Annotated in this window: 19 protein-coding genes and 3 pseudogenes; 2 read left to right on the forward strand and 20 right to left on the reverse strand. The window is 53.2% G+C overall.

What is annotated here, in order from left to right:
• Window positions 1-116 precede the first annotated feature (116 nt).
• The 11 genes and pseudogenes from CKW16_RS20565 to CKW16_RS32655 all read right to left on the reverse strand — a co-directional run bounded on the left by CKW16_RS20565 (window position 117) and on the right by CKW16_RS32655 (window position 10,443).
• On the reverse strand, window positions 117-527 hold the full coding sequence (locus CKW16_RS20565) for an FdtA/QdtA family cupin domain-containing protein (protein WP_095130195.1): 411 nt from the start codon (window positions 525-527) through the stop codon (window positions 117-119).
• On the reverse strand, window positions 514-1,488 hold the full coding sequence (locus tag CKW16_RS20570) for a GNAT family N-acetyltransferase (protein ID WP_095130197.1): 975 nt from the start codon (window positions 1,486-1,488) through the stop codon (window positions 514-516). The genes CKW16_RS20565 and CKW16_RS20570 overlap by 14 nt, the downstream gene beginning before the upstream one ends.
• The gene (locus tag CKW16_RS20575) at window positions 1,485-2,408 is read right to left on the reverse strand and encodes a hypothetical protein (RefSeq protein ID WP_176471580.1); all 924 of its coding nucleotides are present in this window, start codon (window positions 2,406-2,408) and stop codon (window positions 1,485-1,487) included. The genes CKW16_RS20570 and CKW16_RS20575 overlap by 4 nt, the downstream gene beginning before the upstream one ends.
• Window positions 2,405-3,082, reverse strand: a complete 678-nt coding sequence (locus CKW16_RS20580) for an acetyltransferase (RefSeq protein ID WP_095130201.1) — start codon at window positions 3,080-3,082, stop codon at window positions 2,405-2,407. The genes CKW16_RS20575 and CKW16_RS20580 overlap by 4 nt, the downstream gene beginning before the upstream one ends.
• Before the next feature lie 9 nt (window positions 3,083-3,091).
• The gene (locus tag CKW16_RS20585) at window positions 3,092-3,841 is read right to left on the reverse strand and encodes a class I SAM-dependent methyltransferase (RefSeq protein ID WP_095130203.1); all 750 of its coding nucleotides are present in this window, start codon (window positions 3,839-3,841) and stop codon (window positions 3,092-3,094) included.
• A gap of 328 nt (window positions 3,842-4,169) precedes the next feature.
• Window positions 4,170-4,421 (reverse strand): annotated as a pseudogene (locus CKW16_RS20590) (phage tail sheath C-terminal domain-containing protein); the annotation flags it as partial.
• A 542-nt stretch (window positions 4,422-4,963) separates the two neighbouring features.
• Window positions 4,964-7,558: a hypothetical protein gene (locus CKW16_RS20600; protein WP_095130207.1), complete on the reverse strand. Its 2,595-nt coding sequence runs from the start codon at window positions 7,556-7,558 to the stop codon at window positions 4,964-4,966.
• A 93-nt stretch (window positions 7,559-7,651) separates the two neighbouring features.
• Window positions 7,652-8,065, reverse strand: a complete 414-nt coding sequence (locus tag CKW16_RS20605) for a GtrA family protein (protein WP_095130209.1) — start codon at window positions 8,063-8,065, stop codon at window positions 7,652-7,654.
• Entirely contained in the window at window positions 8,046-8,720 is a 675-nt protein-coding gene (locus CKW16_RS20610; RefSeq protein ID WP_095130211.1) for a trans-aconitate 2-methyltransferase, read from the reverse strand. The genes CKW16_RS20605 and CKW16_RS20610 overlap by 20 nt, the downstream gene beginning before the upstream one ends.
• On the reverse strand, window positions 8,701-9,681 hold the full coding sequence (locus tag CKW16_RS20615) for a glycosyltransferase family 2 protein (RefSeq protein WP_095130213.1): 981 nt from the start codon (window positions 9,679-9,681) through the stop codon (window positions 8,701-8,703). The genes CKW16_RS20610 and CKW16_RS20615 overlap by 20 nt, the downstream gene beginning before the upstream one ends.
• 630 nt (window positions 9,682-10,311) lie before the next feature.
• Window positions 10,312-10,443, reverse strand: a complete 132-nt coding sequence (locus tag CKW16_RS32655) for a hypothetical protein (RefSeq protein WP_256580529.1) — start codon at window positions 10,441-10,443, stop codon at window positions 10,312-10,314.
• Here CKW16_RS32655 and CKW16_RS32660 point away from each other — a divergent pair.
• Window positions 10,393-10,566, forward strand: a pseudogene (locus CKW16_RS32660) (glycoside hydrolase family 19 protein); the annotation flags it as partial. The gene CKW16_RS32655 and the pseudogene CKW16_RS32660 overlap by 51 nt on opposite strands.
• A gap of 218 nt (window positions 10,567-10,784) precedes the next feature.
• Here CKW16_RS32660 and CKW16_RS20630 read toward each other — a convergent pair.
• Window positions 10,785-13,721 (reverse strand): glycosyltransferase, encoded by a 2,937-nt coding sequence (locus CKW16_RS20630; protein WP_095130217.1) that lies wholly within the window; start codon window positions 13,719-13,721, stop codon window positions 10,785-10,787.
• Window positions 13,718-14,170: a hypothetical protein gene (locus CKW16_RS20635; RefSeq protein WP_095130219.1), complete on the reverse strand. Its 453-nt coding sequence runs from the start codon at window positions 14,168-14,170 to the stop codon at window positions 13,718-13,720. The genes CKW16_RS20630 and CKW16_RS20635 overlap by 4 nt, the downstream gene beginning before the upstream one ends.
• Before the next feature lie 388 nt (window positions 14,171-14,558).
• Between CKW16_RS20635 and CKW16_RS20640 the strand changes: the two are divergent.
• Window positions 14,559-15,015, forward strand: a pseudogene (locus tag CKW16_RS20640) (IS5 family transposase); the annotation flags it as partial.
• 213 nt (window positions 15,016-15,228) lie between these two features.
• Here CKW16_RS20640 and CKW16_RS20645 read toward each other — a convergent pair.
• The 7 genes from CKW16_RS20645 to CKW16_RS20675 form a co-directional block, all read right to left on the reverse strand.
• A complete protein-coding gene (locus CKW16_RS20645) occupies window positions 15,229-15,627 on the reverse strand; it encodes a GtrA family protein (RefSeq protein WP_095130221.1) in 399 nt (132 codons plus the stop codon).
• Window positions 15,624-16,910: an NAD(P)/FAD-dependent oxidoreductase gene (locus tag CKW16_RS20650; protein ID WP_095130223.1), complete on the reverse strand. Its 1,287-nt coding sequence runs from the start codon at window positions 16,908-16,910 to the stop codon at window positions 15,624-15,626. Before CKW16_RS20650 ends, CKW16_RS20645 begins: the two co-directional genes overlap by 4 nt.
• Before the next feature lie 2 nt (window positions 16,911-16,912).
• Entirely contained in the window at window positions 16,913-17,863 is a 951-nt protein-coding gene (locus CKW16_RS20655; RefSeq protein WP_095130225.1) for an NAD(P)-dependent oxidoreductase, read from the reverse strand.
• Window positions 17,860-19,791: a glycosyltransferase family 39 protein gene (locus CKW16_RS20660; protein WP_141232763.1), complete on the reverse strand. Its 1,932-nt coding sequence runs from the start codon at window positions 19,789-19,791 to the stop codon at window positions 17,860-17,862. The genes CKW16_RS20655 and CKW16_RS20660 overlap by 4 nt, the downstream gene beginning before the upstream one ends.
• 191 nt (window positions 19,792-19,982) lie before the next feature.
• A complete protein-coding gene (locus CKW16_RS20665) occupies window positions 19,983-20,723 on the reverse strand; it encodes an SDR family oxidoreductase (RefSeq protein ID WP_095130229.1) in 741 nt (246 codons plus the stop codon).
• Window positions 20,720-22,033 carry an FAD-binding oxidoreductase gene (locus CKW16_RS20670; RefSeq protein ID WP_095130231.1) on the reverse strand — a complete coding sequence of 438 codons (1,314 nt, stop codon included), beginning with the start codon at window positions 22,031-22,033 and terminating at the stop codon, window positions 20,720-20,722. The genes CKW16_RS20665 and CKW16_RS20670 overlap by 4 nt, the downstream gene beginning before the upstream one ends.
• The gene (locus CKW16_RS20675) at window positions 22,030-23,472 is read right to left on the reverse strand and encodes a UbiA family prenyltransferase (RefSeq protein WP_256580530.1); all 1,443 of its coding nucleotides are present in this window, start codon (window positions 23,470-23,472) and stop codon (window positions 22,030-22,032) included. Before CKW16_RS20675 ends, CKW16_RS20670 begins: the two co-directional genes overlap by 4 nt.
• Window positions 23,473-23,708 lie beyond the last annotated feature (236 nt).

The following is a 23,708-nucleotide window of genomic DNA, read 5'->3' on the forward strand; positions in this document are numbered from 1 at the left end:
CCCCCCCGAACGACATATCCGTCGTATCGGCGGGGTGTCCCTGCGCACGCAGTCGAGACCGTTCCGGCGTGGCGGTTGAAGGTATGGCTATCGAGGCGGCCAGGTCTCGCAGAAACTCAACGAGACCGGACGGCGGCGATAAACTCGTCGTAGTCCCGATAATAATCGGACTCGTCGAATTCCATGGACACAAGGACCAGGCAGACAGACCCGGGATCGAAATTGAGCTCGGCCGCCCAGATCATGGGGGGAATATGCAAACCTTGCCACGGACGATTGAGGTGGATCGTCGTCTTCTCCATCCCGTCGTCAAGCGTGACATCGAAACTGCCGGACAGGCAGATCAACAGCTGGTGCAGTTCCTTGTGCGCATGCGCGCCACGGCCTTCCCCGGTCGGGATATCGTACAGGTAAAATACACGCCTGATATCGAAGGGAATGTGTCGTCCACTTTCCAGGAAAGTCAGGTTTCCCCGCGGATCGGTGATCTTGGGTAAATTGATAATCTTGCAATCAGACACAGACATGCTGAACACCTAATAGATCAATATCGTAATATTCGTGCACAGCGCCTCCGCCTCCGTATTCATGCTTGTACTGGTAGAGGCCTTCATTGAGAATCGTGCCCTCACACTCGTTGCTCGTACCGAAGTCGAAATACCGGACCCCGGCTGAAAGGGCCTCGGTCATGGCGTGATCGAACACTGCATCGAGCGCGGAAACCGAATAGGCCACCTCACTCGCCGCAATGTATTGCGCATGCCATGCCGTGCGCGCTTTGAACACCACGACCCCGGCCTCGACTTGCCCATCGATCTTGGCGCAGAACAACTCGATCCCCCCAGGGAAAAGAGTGATCAACTGCTCCATCTCTTCCAGGCTGTGTACGGGAGCCGCGCCGTGCTTGCGCTCCAGATTATCGTTCAGCACCTGCCACAATGCCCGCACCTGCTCGGTCCCCGTCACCACTGACACCGATTTAAGCGCCTTTTTCAGCCCGCGTCGGCGGCGTTCGGAAGGTTTTGCGCGATCGGCCAGATCAATTGTGCACGACAAGTCGCAGCGCGATCGACGCGCGCCGAGCCGGAACAAGGCATAAAGATCGTCCTGCGAAGGTCGAGACTGGTAGATATGGGGGACCGCCTTATAGCGAAGGCGTTCGTATCCGCTCTCGCGGTAGTGCTCGCCCACCCGCTCCAGTGCTTCGATCATCTTGCCGCCGCACAGGTAGCCATCGTGGACAATGCCGCCATAGGTGATACCGGGGTGGCTGATGACCATGGAGCGATCTGCCGGGGACTGCGCCGCAGGGAAAACGCCGACTATGCTGTCGGCGTGCATGAGTACAACCGATACATCCAGAAACCGGTCGCCATGGTATTCGAGAAAACGGCGCGAATGCAGGAACGTGGCGTTTGCCGCCTTCGCGCAGAATGCATTCCACGCTTCACTCAGTGCTGGTTGATAGCGCACGACTTCGATGGTCACTGGATCAGCTCCGCGACGCAGAAGCCCTGCTCACCAAAATTATTGCCGTTATAGAAGCAGTACGTTTTGGCACCAACCGATATTACGGCGGAATACATGATTGCCTCCGCATCCACGCCCTCCAGCGATACATCGAGTCCCATTTCCTGATCCTGACGTACCCATTGAACCCCGTCGCTGGACTCGGCATAGCCGAGACGATAGGCGGCAAACGAACAGCGCCTGATCGAATAGAACATCTGATAATCACCGTTGTCGCGTCTGACGATCCACGGGCGGCCGAAACCGTGCTCATCGTCACCGGTGAGCGCCATCGACAAAATACCGCGATCCGACCACGTCACTCCGTCGGCCGACTCCTGATACCGCAAGTCGTACACAGGCATCAGTTTTCCCCGCAGTTCGGTCCAGTCGTTGCCTGCGACGTACCACATCTTGAACACGTCAGCTTCCTTGACGACAAAACTCCCACCGCGAATCACTCGCTCGCTATCGCTACGATCCAGGATCGGGACCTTGCTGTAGCGCTGGAACGTCTCGCCGCCATCGTGACTGATCGCCAGCCCCGTAAAGATCCGATATCGCACATTCACGCAGAGCTCGAATCCCGCGTAGTACATATACACAGTTTGCGTATCGACAGGGACAAGACTCAGGACCATCAAACCATTGTCATCAAACGTCCCAGGTTCGCCGATATCGAGCAATGGCGTTGTCGCGACCTTCAACACCCGGGTCGGGTCCGAGCTTGAGACATCGACATAACCCGGGCGACCGCGTCCCTTGTCGTCCAGGCATGTCAGATAGACACGGATGACATCATCGTTGAGTCGGTAAGGTGTCGGGCCCATCGCATGTGTTCTGGCCCAATCGAGAGATCCATCAGGCGTCCAGACAACGCCCAGTTTATTCCACTTCATGTCCTGGCCTTGAAAAAACGCCGTGCGGATACTTTGGCTGGCTCCGGATGCTCGCTTTTGAAAATACAATCAGGATCCGTGTTCTTGAGGATATTGACCCCAACACCCAGCCAATTATCGGCGCCGATGACGACGTTATTGGCAATCGCCGAATTAACGCCAATGAAAGTATTTTTTCCGACCGTGCAAAATCCGGAAATAACAGCGTGAGAGGAGATAAAGCAATTGTCCTCGATCACCGAATGATGGCCGATATGGTTTCCGCTCCAAAGCACGACGTTATTGCCAATTTTGACGAATGGCTGAATCGTATTATCTTCAAAGATAAAGCAGTGTTCGCCCAAAACCGCATTAGGCCATACAAACGCCCGGCTACTGATATAACTCGCTGGCCGATACCCCTTCGTCTTCGCTTCCTCGTATAACCGCGTCCTCAGCCGATTAAGCTGGGAGTAAACAAGCGCCGCGTAGAACTCGACCTGGTCGGGATCGAAGAAGCGCTCAATCTCCTCAAGCGGTACGACAGGTAGACCAAACAACTCATTACGTTCAAGAAATGCAGAGTTGACAGAGAAGCCGACGACTTCGTATTCAGAGTCGTGAGTAAAGCATTCATAAGCCACCTCGGCGAAGGCACTGTCGCCCAGAATGACAACCTTTTTCGTCTTTATCATTTCCTGCTCTCAAGGTCTGATGATGAGGATATCTTCGCGCCGATTCGCCATCGGAAGTGCCTGGTCCTGCGGTAACAGATAGGCATCGAATCCCTGGAGCCGTGCCCGCTGGATGATCGACATCACGACGGCATCGTCAATCTGATCGTGCTCGATCTGGTTGAATTCGACGACAGGCGCCTCATCCGTCTTCATATAGTCTTTATGAAAACTCACACCGGTTTCGCTGGAAAAAAAGCGTTTGCGCTTGGAAATATTGGGTATATCGCCTATCAACATCTGTCCGCCGGGCGCCAACAGGGAAAGCGAAACATCGAGAAATCGAAAGAAACCCACATCGACTAAGACATAGTGCAGCACGCTATAGCATAGGATCGCGTCGACCTTTCCTGCGTTTCCCGCAACCCAATCCGGGCATTGCGGATACATCGCTGGCACCTTTTCGATAAAGGACGCGCTCTCAAGCAGATCCAGCATTTCCTGGCTGTCGATCAGCGTCAAGGCATGACTATTCAATGCGCACAGGTCGATCAACATCTTGGGCAGATCGCTACAGCCCGGACCGATATCGACAACTTGCTGGCCAGCTTTCTTCAGGTTGGTCAGCTTTGAGCAAATATCTTCGAAGATAACTGCTTCATAACCCTGACGATATGAGTCGGGAAACCCGATGCGCTCATATTTGGACAGCGACTCATCCTGTGCAAAGCGTCGGAAATCATCGAAGCCAACATGCTCAATTCGGTTAGGTGGCGCCATGTTCAATCCTCTAGAACAACACTTTCCCTTTACGCCGCAACGCTCGGGCCCATCTCTTTAATGTCGAAAGCGACAACCTGTGTCGGATCTCAGAAAAGCTGATCCCTGTCTCCCGCCAATTCAGGGGGGAGTCCATCACTTCCGGGATCGCAGAAGCCCATCATCCCAGAAAAGATGAAACAATCCGAGGCGGCTCACAGAAAAAATGTCATCCGCCCCACCTGGACGGTAGCCGCCTGAGTGTTTTTCAGATACCAGACGAGTCGATCCAGAAAGTATTCGGCCTCGACGCGAGAGGCAAAAATGCCTCGCTCGATTTCGCTTTCGATCATGCGCACCCACGCTTGGGCATCAGCTTTTGTTTCGAAGGAGCTTCGGTCATCCATTGATCGGTGACTTCGAAAAGGAAATTCGGGTTTTCTGCCTGCGGCACGTCGGTAAAGCGAATGCACCAATAGACTTTGCCCTGGGCGATTTGGCTGGCCGTGTCCTGTTCGGTGTCCAGGAACACCTCGAAATTGATAATTGCGCCTTCGGGCACCAGATAGCGCATAAATGCGTCCAGGCCATCAGTCACATCCATACCTTCCACTACATGGACCTACCTTACTGGCAGACCGCCGGCTAAGTCGCTCAGCACGACGAAGCTTTCCGGGACCAGCGCTGGCGATGGTTTTCAGCCGACAAACGCACCGCAACCCGTTGGCCGAATTGCGGCGGATGTCCACTGCTGTTGGCGCTGATATCGGGAAAACTACCGATACTTTTACTTCGTACTTGTCGAAAGAGCGTAATGATCTGCACTGATGCATTGAATCTCGGAATCAATGTCGGTAAAGACTATGCAGTTGTGGACAGGTCCGGGAAAAGCTTAGGGTGGTTTAGTTATGTAGGCCCTATGCTCAAGGCTCAACTGTTGGAGGCTACAGCCGTCCCGGAACTTCGCCAACATGCTCGTGCATTGGCTACTCAAGTTGCTCAGGCTTTCAATGCGCCCGTGGAGTCGAACTCGATATAGTCGTTTTCTCCAGGCATTAAGCAGACTTGCCAAAACCCCCAACCGTACCAGATGGATCAAGTACGGCTGGGGGAGGGTGAGTTTAGGGGTTCAGTAAATCGGGTTCATCGGTAGGCGGTGGGATTGATGTAGCCAGGCCCCTTGCCATTCAGAAAACGCTTGACCAGGTCTGTGTACTCCTCGTCGGTTATGTCCCTCACCCTTTGGTACGCGCGCACTTCTATATTGTCGCCCATTGGGAAGGTGGTGGGAGTCGGCGCAACAGCTGCGCCGATACCTGTTCCACTGATCACGTCTTTTTGAGCTATTTCTAAAGTAGATTGCTGGCCGGGCGGCATGTGTGTTTGAAAAGGCACACCGACCAGAAAGATCTCGCACTGTCTGATAGCTGGCATGGGTGGGCCGTTGACACTGTCTATCTGCCCCAGCTGGATCAATCGTTGATCATAAGCATGTTTAGTGACAGTCGGCGCTATTTGCCAAATTTCGTTGAGAACCCCTAGATTTATCGTCTTGCTAGAGGCAAGCAAGCAAAATTTCTTGTTCTCATTCTCCGGTAATGCGAGCCAATGGGACAAGTCGATAAAGCCGCCTGCATACTGCTGATGTTGTGGCATCCAGTCTTCGTAAGAGGCAAAAGCAGTGGCTTCGAACTTCTCCCTGGATAGCGTCGTCACAGTGCTGCCTATGACTAGGAGGAGGGTAAGGCAAATCGGCGCCATCGGACCAAAGCGACGAGCCAACAGTATGGATAGCCCAGCTAGGCACGTCCCCAACAAGGGCATGAGCAGGAAAAAGTGATGGTGTCCTGGACTTTGAACTTGGAGAAACAATATGCAAGCAATACACGTCGATACACTGAGAAGGAAGAAAAGACGCGTGGATTTACCTTGACGGTACAACAACGTGGCTCCTACGACGCATAGTAGAGGGACGATGTAGCCGAATACGGCTCCGAAAAGTTTAATATCGGAACTTAGTGAATACTGATAGGACGCGTACAAAGTCGAGTAGTCGTGTTGACCAAAATCTTGCGACCAGACAAACAGAACCCAACTCAACAGAGGTAATGCGGCAAAAGCCATTAGCACAGCAGCGCTTACGGCGCGAAACGCTACCATTCCTTGAGAGGATTGAGCGCGAAGTATCTCAATCAGTACCAGGACGAACAGGGAGCAAGCTATCCCTGCGGCAGCAAACACATACCAACGCCGAAAAACGAACATCAGACTGAAGAGTACGCCAAGACTGATGCTGGCTCGCAATAGCGTCTTAGATACCTTCCAGGGCTGCGCCTTATCGTCTTCTACCCTGATAGCATCGACCAAGGTCGAGGCGCTTAACAATGCGCCAACAAACATGATGACACCACCGATGTCCGGCATCAGGAAAAGCGTTGTCGCGAAGAAGAGAGGTAGGCCAAAAAAGACTGGGAAGCTCGCTAGGATCCATCCGCTTCGCAGCGATGCATCGCCAGTTAGAGGGGGATTGCCTTCAATTAGCCTCTTGGCAAGGTAGGCCACCATTATATAGGCCGGAACGGCATAAAGCGCCGTGATGGTGAGTGAGTAGTTGAGTCGGGTTGGGTACCCTGTCACGAGACTCAACAACGCTGGCAACACCGATGGCAGCATTGAGTAATCCGTAGCATAAGTGGACGACAACATGCCTATGGCTCGTGCCCACGAGCCTGCTTTGAATAGTTCGTACAACGTCTCGGTTTTTTCCCAGTAATTTCGGAAATCCCAGAAAAATACGTATGAAGTCTTGCTTTCGGACCAATAGGCCAGAAGCACCAAGCAGGCGAGTACCAAAACGTAAAAGAAAAGGGTTCGCGAGGATGCGGTTTTCCGGCTGGCTGCGGAGCCCGTGGTAGAAAAGTTGAGGTTGAGAATCAGGAACAGTCCAACAACGAAGAAACCGATGCACACGAGCATCACTTTCCCGATTAATTTGGCATGGGTGTGCCAGTTCAAAATCTGGAATCCAACTATCGTGGCATCAAAATCAGGTGTGCTTCCAGGAGGCCCGCATCCCAGCGTCACTTTGATCGAAGCAATGCCGGCGTCCATCCGTACGGCTTTCTCAATCCACTTGTCTTTCAGGAAACTTTCCTGGGAAATCATGAAGGTCTGTGAATAGCCAAGATTGCCTTTTGCGTCAAAGGCACTGAGTTCGACAGAAATGCCATCACTCGCAGTGGGGGTGCCGTCGGCTTGGAATAAAGCTTTTGGGGGTTTGGTGAACAGCAGCTTGACCTTGCCGGGGTGGGACGCAAATGTGGCCACCACGGAGTTTAAAACGACTGCTGTTCTGTACGCGGGGTGCATATTGTAGCCACTGACCGTGCGGCCCCAAGCGATTACGCCGGAGGGTTTGACATCTTCTATTTGCGTGCCGTCTGAGTAGTGCGCTTGAGCAACATCCCCAGACTGAACTTCAATATCGGATGAGGCGTATAATCCCCATCCAAGCAGGAACGTGGCGCCAAGCAACCAATATTTAACAGCCCCCATTTCTCGGAAGGGTTGGCGGATCAAGAAAAATGCCAGGATGAAGATGGTAATGGCGAGACCGGTACTGAGCATGCGCACGCTATAGGGTAACGCGGCCAGCTCTTGGTAAAACGCGACGGACACCGGTCCCAGGATCAAAACTCCAATCACTGCGGATATTATCAGAAATGTTTTACTGGGCATTATTGAATTCCATTGCCTTGTTTTTGCCGTGTAAGTTGACGTTCATGGAGTAGCAGGCGGGCTGCTACGCTTTATGGCGATAGGCCGGGTCGGTTACTGACGGGTACTTTTGGAAGCCAGGGCGGGCGAGAATACATAAAAGCGTGTCAAGGCATACATGGCCAGAGTGTAGACGATCGCGGCGACAATCTGAGCCAGTATCGCCGCTAACTCAAGTTTTTCCAAAGCTATGTGCAGAGCAATAAAGTTCAAAGCGAATGCGCCCAAGAACGCAATCAAGTAGCGCACGCTTTCTTTTACGAAGTTTCCGTTACTACGAAATACGATCTTTTTGGACAATATAAATCCCAATATAAACCCTGCGGCATAGCCGGAAATATTGGCGGCGGAAGGCGAGAAGCCGGCCCACATTGCCAAAAATATGACTGCAAAGCCCACCAGGGTGTTGAATGCGCCGCTTCCAATATAACGCCCAAGGTATGTCGACTCAGCCTGCCATCTGGACATAGTACTGAGCTCCTAATGGTAGGCGTTTTAGCCAAGGTTCAAGTTTGCGCAGGAAGGCAAGTTGCTTGGGGAAGAACAATGTGTAGGAGTGTTGCTCTGAGGCATAACCGGCCTTCCGCGCGAGATCGAGGGCTGTGCTGAGATTCAGCATCTCGGCATCGGCATCGAACGGGCAGCGTTCAAAAATCCAGCGTGTCATTGGGTTGTAAGGGTTATGTTCAAACATGAACATTTGCCCCTTGGTACTTAACGACTTTCGGCAAAGTACCAGCGCGGGCAGACGTTCTGCTACTGGAATGTGATGAAAGACATTGGCGGCTATGATGGCGTCAAACTGAATATCGCCCAGGGTCGACCAGTCCGAAAACAGCAAGGCTTCCGGTAATTGATTCGACGCGACCTTCAAGGACTCAGGAGAGACGTCGTAGCCCCATATTTCGCTATCCGGGAAATAGTTTTTCAGGAACTGCAGACTTCTGCCTGCGCCACAACCAAAGTCGAGGATGCGGGTGACCTTTTTGCCTTTCAGGCGGGAAGCCATAAGCGCTATCTTATACTCGGCAAAGTAAGCGTCTTCATTCAACGCGTTTGGGATGGTTTCGCCAAGAACCTTGTCATATTCATCCGCAAACTTATCAAACTCGGGTTTGTTCATGTAATCCCGTTCCTTGCCATGTAGTACTGCCGATAGTGAATTGCTGTTTGCAGTTTAATTTCAAATACGTTCGGCCGAGGTATTCACCCACCATTCCTATGCATAAAGTCTGCACGCCGCCGATAAATAACATTACCGCGATCAGCGATGCCCACCCCGGAGGATATTCGGGATGTAATACTTTAGCCACAATCACAAAAACAGCGGTCACCAAGCTGAGTGCAGCCAGGGTAAAACCGAGGTAGGTGGCAATTCTCAAAGGCAAAATCGAGAAGCTTGTGGCCATTTTCAGCCAAAGCGATAACAGACGGCGAAAGTTATAGTTACTTTCACCTTCGTGCCGCGCAAGGTGGATGATATCAATGGCTGTAATGGACTGTGTGACATCCAGGATCAAGCCGTCGATATAGGCATAGGGGCCATGGTACTTGATAACCTCTTCGACGATCTCTCGCCGCATGGCCTTGAATGAGGAAAGGTATAGGCCTTTAGGTTTGTCCAGTAATATCGTAGCGACATAGTCGTTGAAGCGACTGCCTGCCTTTTTCCACCAGGCATGCTGCCGATTTAGGTACCGTGTGTAGCAGACGTCATAACCATTTTCGAGTGCTCGTACCATTTCTCCGAGCGCGCTGGGAGGGTGCTGGAGATCATCATCCATGATCGCGACAAATTGGCCGCGAACGTGATTCAGACCTGCCATGATTGCATTGTGTTGCCCGGCGTTTTTTCGTAAGTTGATACCGCGGATGAAATCATGAGTCGCGGCCAGAGACTGAATGACTGCCCAGCTATTATCGGGGCCTGCGTCATTCACGAGGATGAGTTCGAACGAACCTGAAAGCCCCTCTTTAACCATTGCGTCCTGTGTTTGCTGTACCAGCGTCGGCAAAATGGCAGCGCTTCGGTATACCGGCACAACGATAGACAACTTTATATATTTATCTTCTATGATCATCATGTTCAGTCAGCAGTCTCACGGTTTTATCATTTTCTTACGAAAGCTCCGGGTCTTTCTCTCGCCCGATTCTATCAACTATCGACTCAACACACTGGCCGATATCTGAATGACCTCTTTGCGTTATTGTCTGCGGATTGACTCAATTTTCGGGTTCTGTGCCAAGGGGCTCGGAACCACTCGGTTTGCCGGCTTCCAGGCTTGGACCCTGAGCCTCAGAAACTGCCACACGGGAATCAGAAGGGAAGGGACCGGATAACACTTCCTGAAGCCTTTGAGCCATTTTGCCCCCTTCCACTGACCAGGCGGCGGATGCCGCAAAAGGGCAACCTCCTTGAGCTATTGCGTCAATTCCGGCGACAGCAAAACCCGTTCCAGCGTACTCGCCAGTGCGTCAATTGTCGGTTCTGCCAACATTACGATGTCGTCGTTGAGCAGCTAATCGGTTAATCGGCGCGATTGCTGACAACCGGCATGCCCAGGTCATGATCTCGAGAGGCGGCAGCGACAGATTCGTTAGCGACAACACAAGCGCTGCATCGCAAGCTGTGCAGCTTAACAAGTTGATCGAGGTTCTGCAGCCCTGCATGCTCGCAGGCAAACGGGAACGTGTAGTGGTGACCATCACTACTGTCATATCGGAATGCGCTGTGAAAGCTCCGCCAGTACGAGAACGCCAAGGTCAAAAGCCCGTCTCGCCGGACATAAAAGAAGAAGATCGTTGGCATTAAGCGTGTCGACGCGTTCATTGCGCAGATCGGCCATGAATCAGGCCAACTGATCTACATCCGCGAGCTTTGGGGGCGTACTCCGGCTCGGGCGAGCTATGAAGGCCGTAAGGACCTGGGCAATACCGAGGTTCGCGATGGGTTCCAATTCACGGAGCGCTTACGTTCGACATTGTCAGTAAGCGCACAACAATCAGATGTCACCGGTAGAGTTTGAAAAGTATTACGCAATAAACTTGGGGGGTGGGTAAGAAAATCCGGGACAATTCAGCCTTTCTCAGGCCCGCTCCTCGGAGCGTAGCCGCTCCATAAACCCTGCTTCTTGGAAGGTGAGGTTTATGGAGCATTTACTTTTTTTAGCGGTGCCCTGCACTTGTGTTAATAGGTGATGCCCGGAACCACGGTGGTGACAATGTGTTTGCCATCGTTGCGACAGGCTTGAACCAACAGACGGGCAAGGATCCGTTCCTGCTCAGCAGGGGTAAGCTTCAGGTTCTTTAACGTCGACATCCAACAGTCGGCATCGGCGAGCAACCTGCTCAAAATTGTTGGTGCCCCCCAGAATGATCCATTCACCGGGTACTGGAGGTGGTGTGAAGCGGGCGCGTGGAATCCAAGAGACTGACAAAGGCTTGAAATGATGACCGAGTCGGCGGTAGCGTCATGAATGTTAGGGTCTTCCGGGAAAACCAGCCCCGGAGCCATATCGGATGAATCGCCGCTCAGGCGACCCGTGATGACTTCCAATGCATCATATTTGCCGCCTATCATGTTTTCAATCAGGTACTGCTGATAGGTTTCCCGGTCGCTGAAATCGATGTCGATCGGGTCGGTGCTTAGATTGATATGCGCGATCGCTGTGTAATCCAGGTAAGGAACGCTCGCCAGGTATTTGAGGATCGCAAGTAATGGCTGATCTTCACTCACCAGTATACTCAGTACAGAGTATTGCTCTTTCTGAAGGCATTCTTTCATCGTAAGAGCGGCCAGCTCGTCCGGGACAAGAATGACAATATCAATCTGAGCTGGCTTTTTCACGAGAAGCTTGACGATTTGCCCGATAAAGTCGGCAGAACGCAGGCTGATAAATATCAGTGACTTACTATTGGCCGAGGTGGTGGAATGACCTTTCCACGAAAGGTTCTGCCAGTTCCATGGCCCCTCGGGGCGGCCGGCACTCAGAAAGTGCGCCAACGGATCCTGAGCTCCGATCGCCGAGGCATTCATATCCTGGTAAACGCGGGGATCAAAGCCAGGGAACAACTTGCGTCGCAACACGCCGCGCGTCCACGAGCGTACGTATCGACGAATGGCTTCAGTAGCCCCTGAAAACTGCACACTTGCCGGTGGGTAGTAGCCTAAATCAACAACCTCGGCCTGTTGTATCGTGGCTGCATCAACTTGCTCTTGGCGGGACAGGGCTGCATTACCCTCTGTAAGGGCGAGTAATTGTTTGACGTAACGGGACATATTGAATTCGCGTGCAGCCAGAGATCGGACCTGCTCTCCGACCTTATCCCGAGCTTCTTGCGACGAAGCCAGTCGAATGATTTTGTCGGCCATCTTATGGGTGTCTAGATAGGGCGCGACGCACTCTTCCTGGAGGCCATTGCGTTTAAGAATGTCTGCAACACCCGTTGTCTTGTCGAAACATAGAACTGGCAGGCCCAGTACCATGGCGTCAATAGCAACATTGGGCAGTGGGTCCAAACGGGCGGTCAACAGCATCATGTCGCTTAGAGCGTAGACATGCTCAATGGCGGCTGTTTCGGAAATGATATTGAATCGCTCCGAGATTCCGGCGCGCTGAATCTGATCCTCAAGGTAAATAGAGTAATTAGTGTCTTGCTCCGGATTGTAGTTATTACCGATCCATGCAAATCGGCACTTGTGACCTATAGGTGAATTGATTACACGGGTCGCGCACTCGATAAACAGGTCCACACCCTTGCGGATGTGTACCCAGCCGGCGCCTAATATAACGATCGTGTCATCTTCAGGTCCATCTGGGCGCATAATCTTTTGCAATATCGCCTTCTCTGCTTCGATATGAGCTGGATCATGTGCCTCGCCAGGGACAATGCTTTTTCCTTGCGCCAACACAGGAAGTTGACACGAAGTTACTTCTGGCAGTACCTGTATTGCGCTGTCGAGTGTAATGTCGGCAGAAAAAACGGTTTGACTTGCCCATAACAATGCATTTTGGATTTTCGTACGCGGTCGAATATATACAGCGAACTCGTGGATTAAACTGATTGTCGGGATATAGCGATCAGCCAAGGGCTTGAGCACTATATTGGATTCCACACTGTTCACAATCGCAAATTGAAATGAGTAGGTATCGAGGAACTTGCCTAATACCCAATTGGCGAATGTCTCTTGGTGGTAAAGATCCACAGGGCCGGCAACTATCGCTCCAGCCTCGATAAAAGACTCTTCCAACGGGCCGCCACGAAGCAGCAGTGTCACTACATTGAATTGCGAGGTGAGTTGTTGGACGATATTCAGGCTAAGAATAGGGGCGCCGGTTCTCGAAGCTTCATGACTGACTAGCAGAATGGTGGGCTTATCAATAGGCAGCGACTCGATTGGTCGACTCAAAGCGATAAGCGGAATACGGCCAAGCAGGCCTTCGGCCCGCCCGTGATCCAGGAAGTGTCGTTCCGGATCAGCGAGCGAGGCGAGAACTGGATACATGGCCCGGTAGAAATCGGCATTGAATGGCTCCGTCGGTTCATGGAGCAGTCCGCCAGCGAGAACCTGCTTTTCGCCTGCGAAGGCGCGAGGGGCTTGCGATATCGACTTTGGCGAGCCTAGGCGGCCTTCTTGGATGCCGTGGCACAGATAGTGTATGACTGCAGGGGTGCCGGTTGCTTTCACATCGGGATAAGTTTCGAAGTAGTATTTTTCGTCAAACGCTTCTCCATTGGGAAGAATTATCGACGGGAGCCTTTTTTTTATGTCTGGTAAACTGATCAGGCGCCAGAATCGTGAGTTAAAGAAGCGCTCCCACGAGTTGGACAGTGTTTGAATAAGCTCTTGTTTTAGCCCGACTTCACGTTGTGTCTGCTCTTCAAGAAGACGATACTTTTGCAAGTCGGCTTCGGCCGCTACTTTGTACTCTGTTAAAGAGTCTACCAGCTTTCTGAGATGACTCACGAAACGGACTTCAGAGGCTTTCCATTCTTCCAGATTTATTTCCAGTTTTTTGTGCTGGGAACTTAGATTCGCCAGTTCAGATTTGAGGCGGGCATTGTCATCGGAAAGTTTAACGATGGCGGATTGTTCCTGATCTACTTGTTCGTTATTTTTCATGGTCGTCTTCGACGGTAAGTTACTGTGGATGTTGTGGCACCGTGTGCCACTTCAGTCTCGGTATTTAGCGCTTTGATCTGCGTTTTTAAAGAAATGCTTTCCAGGTTGGCATTGGCGAGTATTTTTGGTTCAGTCTGGCTGTTGAGCCGTACGCTCTTGAGGTGCTGAGCGTGACGCAAGCCAGGGTCTGGATACTCATTGATGTATTTCGATATCTCATCTTCGGTCGGCGCTGATAGATCAAGCGCCGAGTCAGAATCTAGCCGGCTTAACAGCTTGTTATTGACAGCAATGACGTCTCTGTCTTCCCAAAAACTGGCCGTATGGTCCGTGCCTATTGGATGGAGGGGGTCACCAAGCTCAACGCCCATGGTACTGAGTGCACGCGCAAGTGTGATGGTTCCGCTGCGGTGCATGCTCAGAACTATGATTGTTTTCTTGGCAGTCAAATGGCTATCGTCCTTGGAAAAAATTCAGCGCTGGTAAACAGGGCGAATGCAGGAACTGAGTGCAACACGGTCATTGAATGGATGTACGCGGCATTATGCTGCATGGCATGACGCCTTGCATCACCTCACCCATGACCTGAGCGGGCATTTGAAGTCGAAGCGTTTGAGTGGCCCCCTCGTTCATTGCTAGGCAATGTCGTTCGTGTCTCCCGGTTGCGAACCGACAAGTGCGTGCCTTTGGGCCGGTACTGGTGGATTAGAGCGTTGATACTACCATCTGCTTTTGCGATGCATAGCAAGCCTATGGTCTATCTTCGTTGCGTCCTAACTCATTGATCTATAAAAGTAAAATCGTATCGTTGTAGCTCTCACACAGTACGAGCTTGCAATGCCCCGATTGATGCTCAGCGATGAGCACTGGTCGAAGCGGCGGGAAATTCTGCTGCACAAGACCATCTACAACAAGCGTGATCTACGGATAACGGTCGAAGGCATGTTGTATTGCATGTGCACAGGCTGTCCCGGGAGCGACTTGCCCGAAGCATTCGGCGGCTGGAGCAAAGTCTACAAACAAGCGGCTCAATGTGTTTCAAACGCTTGTGACTGATCCTGACATGGAGTGGGTTTAAATCGATGGCAGCTATGTCAAAGCCCACCAGCACAGTGCAGGGGCTGCGAGCGGTATGGATCAGCAATCGGGAAAAGTCGAGCAGGCAACACCAGCAAGATTCACCTAACTGTAGATGCCTGCGGGCTGCCCGTCGTGTTTGAGATCACGGGAGGCCAGATCAACGACTGCACGCAGGTGCCTGCCTTGATTGCCAAGGTTCCCGCCGCGCAGACCATGCTGCGCATTCATCTGTTGCAGAACTGGTTCTCGATCAGCGAGCTGCGCGGTATCGTGGGGCGTCAAGCGCTACCTCTAACGCCCCATAGACCAATTCACGTTGAAATTGCCCGCTTATGCGCATGCATTGTTGAAGGTGCTGTGGGCGCCGCCCAAGGCGGCTAATTGCCGGAGCCCGGGCCATTTGGACCGGGCGCCTCTACGCGCGATTTCAGCGAAATGACCAGCGCTTGTGGCCAATGTAGCTGGTAAACACCGGCACAGCCACGCCGAATGCGTGCGCTATTTCATGCTTGAAGGACTCCATGCCCATGGCAGGCAGAATGTACGATGCCAGGCCAATACTGATGATCCATGTCTGTACGACCGCAACCAGGTTGACCAGTACAAAGAACATTGCCGAGTGATGGATGGGTTGTTGGCTTTCGGTAAAGACAAACATTCGTGCCAGTACAAAGGCGGTGATCATGCCGGTCAGGTAGGCGAGCCCGATCGAGACTGAAAAGCTCAGCCATTGGTTATACAGGACCCTCGAGAAGAAGTTGACGGCAGCTGCGCTACCGCCCGTCACCAGAAAGGCAAGGAACTGTCGATTGAGCAGTTGTTTCACTTAACTGCATCCCTTGCCATGTTTCTGCCGAAATCGATGCTCTCGGAAATACCGCGATCCTCGGGATAGTAGTAGGAGGTATCGGCTACCCACAAGCCTTGCACTGGCAGCGAAACCGGCGGCAGCCGGTCCAGATAGCCCGGGTCGCAAATGGGCTGGGCATGCCGATAGCGGCTGGCGCGGATATCGATGAAGTCCTCATCGTTCAGCGTCGGGTTGATCTTCTTTAAGTAGCGACGCACCTTGTCGAGGAAAGCCTGGTCCGGTTCGGCGAACTTAGGATGTTCACCGGGCATGTAGAACGGCACATAGACAATGTGTTCGTTCATTGGGCGCAGGTTGGTGTATTCGACAAGTCCGGGGATATCCATCTCGGGGTCGTTGGTATTGAGCCAGAAGTTCTCGGTCAGAGGCTTACGTAGCTTGGCGATCACGCAGACCACCGCGACGTTCTTGAGGGCTGCGAAGCGCGCGAGAATGTCCTGTGGCAGGTCCGGCATCAGGGAGGGCACGTAAGGCAGCGGCACGGTGCTGATGACCTTGTCAAAGCGCTGGATTTCTTCCCCGCAGACCACACCCTGAACCTTGCCGTGTTCGATGATCACGCGGTTGACCGGCGACTTCAGGCAAACGATGCCGCCGTGTTTTTCGATGTCGGCCTTCAGCGCCTGCAGCAGGGTGTCAGAACCGCCATCCAGGTAGCCGAGTTTTTCGCGGAACAGGCTATAGCGCGAGCGGCCGATGCGGCGAATGCGGCTCCAGATCCAGGCTGCCGACAGGTTATCGGTGTAATGGTAGAACTTGTAGTCGAACAGGCGCCTCCATAGCACTTCCCAGGCCTCGGCCCCGACCCAGCGCTTGATCCAGCCCGTGGCTTCGACGTTGTCCAGGGGCTTCCAGTCATTTCTCTTGGTGGACAGGAATGCGTGCAGGCCATAACGGAACTTGGCTGTCAGACTCAGGCCCTTGAACTTGAGCAGAGCAATGGGGTTACCCCAAGGTTGCAAGCGGTTTTGATACCAATAGCCCATTTTGGTTTCGACCCAGCGCATTTTCGACGCCAAGCCCAACTCGTCCAGTACCTTCAGGAAGGCGTGGTCAGAAATGCAGTGGAAGTGGTAGTAGCGCTCGATGGTGGTGCCCGAGAAATCGAACGCAGCGGTCATTCCACCCACACGGTCATCCGCCTCGAATACCACGGGTTTATGTCCGTCCCTGGCCAACTGGTAGGCCACTGCCAGGCCCATGGGGCCAGCGCCCAGCACGGCAACTCTTTGTCCCATCGTCAAAACTCCAGAACCACTTTGCCGTAAGTGGGGTCGTTGAAGGTTTCGTGTATCGCCTTGGCAAACGGCGTGTAGGTCACGCCGAAGGTGCCGGGCCAGTCATTGACCTCGAATTCGTCCTTGGCGCTGAGTGCAGCCAGTTGCTGGGTGGTGAAGGGTGGGTTCTTGTCGAACAGGCTCCACGTCCAGATCAGGCTGTAGAACAGGCCGTAGGGGATGCACGCGATCATGGCCTTGGCGCCGGTGGCACGCTTGATTTCGCGAATGATATCGATGTAGTCGACTTTTTCGTGCCCCGATACGTTATAGATACCGTCGCGCACACGGTTTTGTATGCAGCTGATGATGACATTGCAGAAATCGCCCACGTACAACGGCTGGCGCATGTAGCGGCCATGACCAGGAATCGGGAAGACCGGAACCTTCTTCATGAAGCGCGACAGCCAGCCCAGGTGTTTGCGGTCAAACCAGCCAAACATGAGAGTCGGGCGCAGCACCGGGCAGGGGATACCGCTTTCAAGCACCATCTTTTCCTGTTCTATTTTGCTGTTGGTGTAGAAGTCGTCGGCCACCGATTCGACCACCGAAGAGCTGATGTGCACCAGATAGTCGATGCTGTGCAGCTTGATCTGTTCAAGAATCAGGCGGGTCGCATTGACGTTGTTGTCGACGAATTCCTGATAGTCAATACCGCCGATCTGTGCTTGCAGCATGACGACCACATTGGCACCGGCGAAGGCCTGTTGCCATTCACCGGGTATGGACAGGTCACCAAAAATGGTGGTCACATCAGGCTGCACGCGCTTGAGGATCGCCAGGTTTTCGCGGTGCTTGTCGATGACCACGATATTGCTGTAACCCTTGGCCCTGAGGCGCGCCACCAGATTCTGCCCGACCAGCCCGGCGCCGCCGGGCAGGATGATACGTTCATCAAGATTAATAGCGGTCATTGCGGGTCAACCTGGATGTCTTTGCGAAATTGGCACAACTGCAATTCCTTGCCTACCACGCGGGCCACGCCAATGGCATAGCTGCCCTTGAGGTCGCGGGTGTCGATAACGCGACCGAAGCCGGCGTTGCCGAGGTCGGATTTTTTGAAGAAGTCGTTTACATCAGGGCGTGCGTACTGGGCCGCATCATAGTAACGCACGTTCTTGTGGGCATCGGTGAGGATGATGTAGACCTGTGACGGCAGCTGGTTGCGGTCCACATCCACGACGGTCCAGCCCTTGACTTCAATGGCGCCTGCGAGCGTCTGCGTGGTCGGGTTCGCGAAGTCGAGGCTGCCAATGCATTGCGCTGAGGCCTTCGGTAGGTCCAGGCCTGCGTTTGTCTGTGGCAGGCTGATGTAGCAGCCTGATACTTCGGCGACCTTCCACTGACCGTCTTTGTGTTGCTGGTTAACCAATTGGCCAAGGCTGGGCTTCTCAACCGGAGGGCACGCGACTACCGCGCCCAGGGGGGCGCCACCCAGGAAGGTCTCGGGGGATTCGATGGTCTTGTCCAGATCCTTGAAGCTGTTGGCAATGGTGAATGACTTGTGTTGTGCGTAGTAGACGATCGACGAACTCCAGTCGTTGCCGTACAGGGTAAACGCCTCGCCGTCCTTCATGTTGTGCTTCAGCGTGTCAGCCACCAGCAGGTCTCTGGAGTTGCTCAGGTCAATCTTCTGTCGCAGGTTTTCGCCATACCCTTGTGCAAAGGTACTGTAGTTGTTGGCCAGCAAGGCAACGAACAGCCCCAATATCCACAGGCGAGACTGCGGATGAGCGAGGCCTTCGGACAGCGCCACGGCCAGTGCGAAGATGATGAAAATGACGCTGGCCGACTGGTAGTAGCTATGGACTAGATGAAGATTGGTGAATATGAACAGGGGCAGCAGTGCCAAGACGCAGCTCGTCAGCACCACCAGGCGAGTTCTGGTGTCGCGAGCCATCAACAGGGCGCAAAGGATGATTGCGATACCGAAGACGCCCGACAGGTTGCCCTTGACGATGCGTGACCAGATGACCTCGCCATACAACAGCTTGGAAAAGCGTTGAGGCAAAGTACCCCAGTTCCATGTCGAGAGCGCGCTGGACGTCAGGGCGCTGCCGAATTCATTCTGGTTCTTGAGCACGTCAGTGTAGTGGGTCCAGGCAACCCCGAACACGATGGGCAGCGCGAACAGCTGAATGCCCAAGGTGATGTTGCGTGCACTGATGGCCTTGAACAGACCCCCATTGCGCTGGGTTTCGTGGACCAGGAATACCAGTGCCATCACCGCCAGCACCGGCAGGCCGGTGGTGGCTTTTTGCAGGATCGAAAGCGAAATCAGAGTAGTGAAATAAATCGCGTCCCGGTGGCGACCTGCGGCCAGGAAATCGAGGAAATATTTAATCGCGGCAACGGCGAAGAATACCGCCACCGTCTCGATCATGAAGGTGCGACCCCAGAACAGGTAAAGAGGGCTGGAGAACAGCAGGCCGGCGAAAATGTAGAAGGTGCGCGGGGCTAATTTCAACGACAGGCAAATGGAGCGAGCCGGCAGCAGGCACAGCACCAAGAACACGAAAGAAACGATCCTGCCGACCTTGCCCAGATCGATGCCCGTGAACTTGCTGATCAGCGCCACCAGCGCCTGATAGAGCGGGAATTCGAACGGGATTGACCAGGGGGCGCCGGAGACGGGTGTTTCGTAGGCGAACTTGAAACCCTCCTTGATGAACCAGAAGGAGGTCAGCGCTGTTTGGGTCTGGCGAAAGCCGAACAATTCGAGCAATGGCTGCCCCGAAAAGCGAAACGCCAGATAGGTCGCGTAAAGCACCGTCAATACGGCAATGAATTTGATACTGCGCTCGATCAGCAGCTCATTATCTGCCAACTTAAATAGCTTCAAGGATCCACCCCAGTCCGTGCAAAAGTTCGAATATCAGAGATTTATTTTTTTTGAACAAAAATAACGACTATTGTAACTAGCAGTAAAATCTTAACGAGCCAACTCGCTAAGTAATGGAAATGGCTATTGTTGTTTTGCGCTATGTTAATATTGCTCACGTGATTGTTCACCCGTCTGGAAGTGAAGTGATTTTAAATATTCATTTTTTTGAAGAGTGCGCCAGGAATTAACTTAATTATCATCATAATTAATACCCAAAATCCCGGGGCGTAGAGGACGTCAACTTTGCGATCAGTACCTTTTACAATGCGTAGGGCCACCTGGGCAGGCTTGGCCAGCAGAACAGCAGGTAATGGTAGACCTAGAGTCATCGGTGTATCGACAAAGCCCGGCCTGATGTCGATGACATGTACACCGACCTTGAACAGACGTGCTCGTAGACCTTCGCAAAAGGTGGAAACCGCAGCCTTGGCGGTACCGTATAAATAGTTGGACGGGCGACCACGGTCACCAGCTACCGAGGAAATTACCGCCAAAGTGCCACAACGCTGGGTTTCAAATTGGTTGGCCAGCAGTGTTAGCAGGGCGATCACCGACGTGCCATTGTTGGCAAATTCCTGGAGCGCTACGCCAACGTCCTGCTCGCAGACTTTTTGATCGGGCAATGTGCCGTGCGCAATGAGCGCAATATCGATTTGCTGTAAGGTCGCTAGGCAACTTTCGAGCATTGCGCCGTGTGCAACAAAGTCGGTGGCATCCATGCAGTGAAGCGTTACTGATTTGGCGCCTCGACCCTTTAGGTCGGCTGCGGTTTGTTCTAGTTTTTCGAGGTTACGGGCCACGAGAAAAAACTCGCTGCCTTGTTCGGCCCACAGACGTGCGCAGGCAGCGGCAATGGCCGATGTTGCACCAATAATCAGAATTCGTTTCATGCAGTAACTCGTTTCCAGAAGTGGGAATTCAGAGAGGGATCACGCAGTGCTTCCAGTCGTTCCCATGCGGGGTAGGCTTCGCGGAAATCGCCGCCGGTCATGTGGGCATCCTTGGCCGGATACAGGCGACCACCACCCTCGCGAACGATGGCATCCAGCCTTGCAAATAGCCGCACCAAGTCAGCCTTCTGCGGAAAGTCCAAGGCTAGAGAGGTGCCGGGGAGAGGGAAGGACAGCAGGCCTGGCGAGGCGATGTCGCCACAGCGTTTGAGCACGGCGAGAAACGAGCCTTGGCCAGAGTCTGCAATGGCTTCCAGCAACTCGTGCATGACTACCTCGGCCACTGCGTCGGGTATCACGCACTGGTATTGCTGGAAACCTCGGCGCCCGTAGATACGGTTCCAATGCAGTATGCGATCCAGCGGATAAAAGAAGGGCTCGTAGTCACCGCGTTTGCGTGTGCTCTGGGCAGGATGCACCCTCCAATACATATCATTGAAAGCTCGCAATGACAGATTGTTGATTAGAGACACTGGCGGTGTCAGCGGCATGCTCAACTTCGCTCGCTCGTCCACTTCCAGTGAACCATAACGTGCGTGGTCACCCACGATGAATACGCCCCGCCCGGTCTGAGTGCCTTTTGCCAGGCAGTCGATCCAGGCGACACTGTATTCATGCTGGTGATCAAGTTCGGCGGACAGGCTGAAGAATTCGCCCAGGTTGCTGAAACGCACTATGGTGCTGTCGATCTGGCTGGTGCGAATGGGGATAAGCTGAATTTCTGCCCACACGATAATCCCAGTCAGACCTAAACCTCCAATAGTAGAAGTGTAAAATTCGGGATGCTCGGTAGGGGAGCAGGTCAGCATTCCTTCATTATGGCGCAATAAACCCAAGCGCCGCACATGGTTGCCAAAGGTGCCGCGCAGGTGATGGTTCTTGCCATGGACATCGTTAGCGATGGCCCCGCCGAGGGTGGCAAACTGGGTGCCAGGTGTGACTGACAGGAACCAGCCCTGCGGGATGGAAATCGCCAGGATCTCGGCGAGGGTTACACCTGCCTCTGCTTGTACGGTTCCCTGCTGCCAATCAACCTGGATGAAGCGATTTAGGGCTCGCATGTGCAACACTTGATCGCTCGCGGCTAGGCAGCTGTCTCCATAACTACGTCCGTTGCCATATGGCAGGGTGCTTCCGTGCGTGGCGACCACAGCATCGCGCAGAGACTCGACTTCGCTACGCCAACTACAAGCGTGTGCAGTCTGCGGGGCATAGGGATAGCATCCCCAAGAGTAAAGCTGACGACTCATGTTGCTATCCAGAACACCAGCCCAAACAAAGCGCCAACGACTAGACTGCTGCGGTCGCGGATGGCGAACACTACAGGGTCATCATGCATTTGCCCGCGATGAGTGAGCATCCACACTCTAGTGATCCAGAACAAGAGCAGAGGGCAGGCTAGCCAGATCACTTGTGGATGGGCATAAAGCCCGGTTGTAGCCTGATCATGGATGTACAGAGCCAAGACCATTACCGCTAGATAACCGGAAGACGCGCCCAGCGAGGAAATCATTTCCAGGTCGGCGGGATAGTAGCCTCGCCCACGGGTTTTCCCGGTATCGCCCTTGCGCCTTGCTTCGCGCAGTTCTGCGTAGCGCTTAACTAGTGCGAGGCTCAGGAACATGAACATCGAGAACGCCAGAATCCAGAATGTCAGTTCCAAACCGAATGCTGCCGCGCCAGCTATGATGCGCAGGGTATAAAGCGCAGCCAGGGCGATCACATCGATAGCCATCTGTCGTTTCAATGACAGCGAATAGGCGAGAGTTAATATGTAGTATGCAATGAGGGTTCCGGAAAACTCCCAAGGCAGAAGCCATGCAGCCCCTGAAAAAGCGCCAACCAATAATATGGGAAAGAGCTGTAGCCCGGATTTGATCGACAATCGTCCAGCGGCAAATGGACGATGCCGTTTGGAGTGATGATGCCGGTCATCGGCGAGATCCAGCAAGTCATTAAGTAGATAGACGCTAGAGGCACATAGCCCAAAAAACAGAAAGGCAAATACTCCCTGCCATAGGAGCATGGGGTTGGTCAGTTGATGCGCCGCCATTAGAGGTACGAAAATCAGCGCATTCTTCATCCACTGGTGCAGCCGCAACGCCTTCAACCAGTCCTTCAGCCTGGAAGGATTGGAGTAAATCACCTGTTCGACATTGCCTTGTGCCCGAGCGCCACGCTCAACACCGGATTCCGGATTGACCACATAAGCCTTCCGGGCAACCGCCCAAACTGGGACGTCGTCATGAGAGTTACCCACGTAATCAAAGCCCTGCTCACCATAGTGCTCGACCAACAGATCGCGTTTACGATGGGCCGACAGGTTTCGCTTGCTGTCAGAGGCCAGCACTTGGTCAAACAATTGAAGATGTTCAGCAATACGTTCGGCCAGGCTGTAATGGCTGGCTGTCGCCAGCACTACGGTCCGACCGTTATTCCGCTCGACTTCAATTAGTTCAATGACCGCAGGATCGAAAGGCAGGACACTGACATCAATATGGGTAGCACGGGCGAGGCCTTCCTTTAAAGCCACCTTGCCTTTGGTCAACCAAATAAAGGGTTTAAACAGGCTCAATGGCTTATGCCGAACAAAAGCCATACCTGTTTCCAGCAGCAGATCGGAGCGCAGCAGGGTACCGTCGAGATCGACAATAAGCGGAATAGTGGGAGGTGTAATATGGACAGTCACAAGAACTCTTTCCTGAATATTGGCTACTCAAACAAAAAAATAAGATCAGGAAAACAACGGAGATCTTAGCAAAGGCCACTAAAAGGCCATCAGGCTATCATTTGCGCGCAATAGTACCACGGATGGCACACGGTTTCACGGGAAGTGGCTACTAAATTGACTGACAGGGCATGCGGTGATCCGGGTGATCACAGAGTCGTAACGCGGCCCATACCTAACCTGGTCAACCTGATTGG

Origin of the sequence: Pseudomonas sp. Irchel s3h14, from assembly GCF_900187425.1 — a bacterium.
GTDB lineage: Bacteria > Pseudomonadota > Gammaproteobacteria > Pseudomonadales > Pseudomonadaceae > Aquipseudomonas.

Coding starts and splice junctions, on each gene's coding strand:
- CKW16_RS20665 (WP_095130229.1), bottom strand. CDS start 20,723: ATGAAACGAATTCTGATTATTGGTGCAACATCGGCCATTGCCGCTGCC.
- CKW16_RS20610 (WP_095130211.1), bottom strand. CDS start 8,720: ATGAACAAACCCGAGTTTGATAAGTTTGCGGATGAATATGACAAGGTT.
- CKW16_RS20605 (WP_095130209.1), bottom strand. CDS start 8,065: ATGTCCAGATGGCAGGCTGAGTCGACATACCTTGGGCGTTATATTGGA.
- CKW16_RS20565 (WP_095130195.1), bottom strand. CDS start 527: ATGTCTGTGTCTGATTGCAAGATTATCAATTTACCCAAGATCACCGAT.
- CKW16_RS32655 (WP_256580529.1), bottom strand. CDS start 10,443: ATGGCCGATCTGCGCAATGAACGCGTCGACACGCTTAATGCCAACGAT.
- CKW16_RS20580 (WP_095130201.1), bottom strand. CDS start 3,082: ATGATAAAGACGAAAAAGGTTGTCATTCTGGGCGACAGTGCCTTCGCC.
- CKW16_RS20600 (WP_095130207.1), bottom strand. CDS start 7,558: ATGCCCAGTAAAACATTTCTGATAATATCCGCAGTGATTGGAGTTTTG.
- CKW16_RS20630 (WP_095130217.1), bottom strand. CDS start 13,721: ATGAAAAATAACGAACAAGTAGATCAGGAACAATCCGCCATCGTTAAA.
- CKW16_RS20650 (WP_095130223.1), bottom strand. CDS start 16,910: ATGGGACAAAGAGTTGCCGTGCTGGGCGCTGGCCCCATGGGCCTGGCA.
- CKW16_RS20670 (WP_095130231.1), bottom strand. CDS start 22,033: ATGAGTCGTCAGCTTTACTCTTGGGGATGCTATCCCTATGCCCCGCAG.
- CKW16_RS20615 (WP_095130213.1), bottom strand. CDS start 9,681: ATGATGATCATAGAAGATAAATATATAAAGTTGTCTATCGTTGTGCCG.
- CKW16_RS20575 (WP_176471580.1), bottom strand. CDS start 2,408: ATGAAGTGGAATAAACTGGGCGTTGTCTGGACGCCTGATGGATCTCTC.
- CKW16_RS20655 (WP_095130225.1), bottom strand. CDS start 17,863: ATGACCGCTATTAATCTTGATGAACGTATCATCCTGCCCGGCGGCGCC.
- CKW16_RS20585 (WP_095130203.1), bottom strand. CDS start 3,841: ATGGCGCCACCTAACCGAATTGAGCATGTTGGCTTCGATGATTTCCGA.